This is a genomic window from Bartonella silvatica (assembly GCF_040545155.1).
In the GTDB taxonomy this organism is placed as follows: domain Bacteria; phylum Pseudomonadota; class Alphaproteobacteria; order Rhizobiales; family Rhizobiaceae; genus Bartonella; species Bartonella silvatica.
In genome coordinates this window covers 1-2,982 of the sequence record NZ_JBEPLI010000046.1, presented here as the reverse complement: position 1 = coordinate 2,982, position 2,982 = coordinate 1, and the positions used below count along the sequence as shown (strand labels likewise).

The 2,982-nt window shown below is 40.5% G+C and carries 3 protein-coding genes and 1 pseudogene; all 4 read left to right on the top strand.

Going from position 1 to position 2,982, the window contains the following annotated elements; genetic code table 11:
* The first annotated feature begins 21 nt into the window (after positions 1–21).
* On the top strand, positions 22–447 hold the full coding sequence (locus ABID23_RS07665; RefSeq protein WP_354190874.1) for a hypothetical protein: 426 nt from the start codon (positions 22–24) through the stop codon (positions 445–447).
* Between the two features lies 1 nt (position 448).
* On the top strand, positions 449–1,306 hold the full coding sequence (bgtD, locus tag ABID23_RS07660; protein ID WP_354190872.1) for a BaGTA-type gene transfer agent maturation protease BgtD: 858 nt from the start codon (positions 449–451) through the stop codon (positions 1,304–1,306).
* 36 nt (positions 1,307–1,342) lie between these two features.
* Positions 1,343–2,689 carry a hypothetical protein gene (locus tag ABID23_RS07655; protein WP_354190870.1) on the top strand — a complete coding sequence of 449 codons (1,347 nt, stop codon included), beginning with the start codon at positions 1,343–1,345 and terminating at the stop codon, positions 2,687–2,689.
* Positions 2,690–2,982 (top strand): annotated as a pseudogene (locus ABID23_RS07650) (hypothetical protein); the annotation flags it as partial. It abuts the gene before it with no gap.

Genomic DNA, 2,982 nt, shown 5'->3' with positions numbered 1-2,982 from the left:
ACGTCCTTTAGGCAGAGGGTAATGGCAAAAGTCTTTTTGACTACGTCTTGGGATATGGAGCGTATAGCGCCTTATCTGGAAGACATCATTGCATCTTTTAGAGAGTATGTAGAGCGTTTCAAACATGAAATTACATTGCAAGAACTCATTGAATCTATTTGCAGTGGCAAGAAACAGTTATGGCTTGTTTTGGATGATGACGAGCGCTTTTTAGCAGCAGTCACGACCCAGATACAACAGACAGTTTTAGGAAAGAAACGCGCTCTGATTTGTGAATGTAGTGGCAAAGGCGTTCTTGATTTGGTTGATAATTTGCAAGTTGCAGAGGATTGGGCGCGTGAGAATGGGGCTTCTGAAATGGAGATCTTGGGTCGTTTGGGTTGGAAACGTGCATTGGACAAGCAAGGTTACAGCATAGATATGCTTTATTACAGGAAGGAATTGTAAAATGGGGAGCAAGACACCAACAACGACAGAACAAAAACAGGTACAAACAAGCGCTCCTCCTGCTTGGATGCAGAATGTATTTAAGCGTGGTGGTTCGGATGCGTATAACCTGTATAATACAGGGATGGGTGGTAATGTGTATGGGGGACCGCGTATTGCCTCGTTAAGTGATCAAACGCGCTATGGCATTAGTGGTCTTGGGAGTGTCCCTCATCATTATCAAAATCGCTCTTTGATGAATACAATCTATAATCCAACGTCGGCAGCCATGAATCTTCGACATATGGCTTCTGGTGGTATGGTTGGGCAGAATCCGTCTTTTAATGCCGCTCTTCAAAATAGCTTAGACCGTGCAAGAGATACGATTAACAGTTCTTTTGCAGGTGCTGGTCGTTATGGGTCCGGTGCACATACAGGTGTATTGGCAAATGAACTTGGTGCTTTGTCCACAAGTGCTACAGCAGACCAGTATAATCGTGATGCAGACCGCATGATGCAAGCCAATGCCATGATAGACCAAGCCAATCAAAATAAGTTGGGAGCCTCAAATAACTTCTTACAGGGTTATGGCAATGCCTATTCCAATGCCATACAGGGGGGAGGTGTGCTTGATGCCCACAATCAACGCCTTGTTGATGCCAATAGAGAACGTTGGCTGGAACAAGACAATAGCGGCTGGAATAGATTGAATATGCTTATGAACGCTGGTCATGGTTTTGCAAGAAATTACGGCACGACGATGAATAATATGTCAGGCTCTAAGATGGAAGGTAATAATCCTTGGCAGAATGCTATGATTGCGATTTATGGAATAAAGAAGGCAGCGGAAAATTCCGGTAAATTTGCAGGTATGTCCTAATATTTCAGGAAAATAAATGGTTTAAGAGGTAATGTAATGGTTTTTATGGATTTTGACCCGAGATATAAACATTTCGAACTCAAACGAAAAAAAACGACAACAGAGCGATTGCAGGAAGGAATAGATGAAAGTCAAAGACTGGATAAAGATAGAAAATTACCATTTATTCCTCAAGTACCAGTTCTCCCTAGTATGATTTCTATAAATAATCCATATGATATAAGCTCCTTTTCTCCTGTTCCAATAGGCTCTATTTATCCTAATGAGGAAAATAAACCTTCGTTTCCAATTCCAAGAGAAAAAAATCCACCTAGTGTAGGAAATCATGCATCTGTTGTAACAGAACCAGTGACACCACAAGAACAGAATTCTAAACCAGAACCTAGTTTTTGGGATAAATTTTCTCGTTTTTCACAGTCTGATGTTAGTAAAAATATTGATGATTTTCTTATGGGGGCGATAACAGCAAGTCCAGATTCGTCTGGATGGCAACTTTTTGCCAAGGGGCTGAAGAACTTGCATGAAGGAGATAAACAAAGAGGGCAGGTTAACCAGACTGTCGAGTATCTAAAGTCCAGAGGCTACAGCGAAGAAGAAGCTGCTATCATGGCACGGAATCCTCAAATGCTTAGTGCATTGTTAACAGGTGGTGATACTCCTAAATTACTTGCGGGGCATGAATGGTATACCGATCCAGAGACAGGTGAACGTGGACAGAGACCGATGACAGGGACTCTACAGAAACTTGAGTATAATCAGAAAAAACGAGACATAGAAGAGTGGGAAATAGGTAAGAGAAACACTGCTGCTACAGCAGCAAAAGAAATTAATCATATTGTGGATACAGTTAACAATGCTCTTCAAATTATAGAGAAGAATCCCAAAAAGGCTACCGGCAAGGTTGGTACTATTGCTCAGATTATCCCTGAGAGTGATGCAAAAACATTAAAAAATAAATTAAAAACGCTTGAAGGTGGTGTCTTTGTTCGAGTGATTGAAGCAATCAAAAAGCAAAGTGACGGCGGAAGATTAGGCGTTGGACCGTTATCTAATGAAGAAAGCAGGCGCATAGTAGCATCTTATGGTACTATGGACATTAGCGATAAACCAGAAGAACTATATAAAACGCTCTTAAAAATCAAAGATATGTTTGATCTTTTTAAAAAACTGAATGATGAGGAAATTTATAGGTTGTCAAATGGAATGGAAGTAAGATCGCGTCTAAAGTATTCTACTCAATATACTAATCAGTCGATGTCGCAAGGAGGTGTTGAAAACTTGCCAACTATAAGTAGCAGAGAAGACATTAAAAAACTTGCTATTGGGGATAAAGCAACCGTACAGCACGGTAACTATATATATGAAATTATTAGGGATAGATAAATGGTTCATCATAATAATACTCATCAAGATTTTCCAGATTTTGGTCCTGGCATAAGGGTTATACGTCGTATCCCTAAAGATGAATACGAAAAATCGGTAGAGGAACCATTTCCAGATTTTGGTCCTGGCATAAGGGTTATACGTCGTATCCCTGAAGATGAATACGAAACATCACCCCAACATCCCGAAATAAGTGGGAGTGAAGCTTTTTGGAACTCTTTAAAGCATGGATTGAGTTTTAATTTAGATGATGAGATTGCGGGGATTACAGCGGCAGGACGTGATTCTGATGA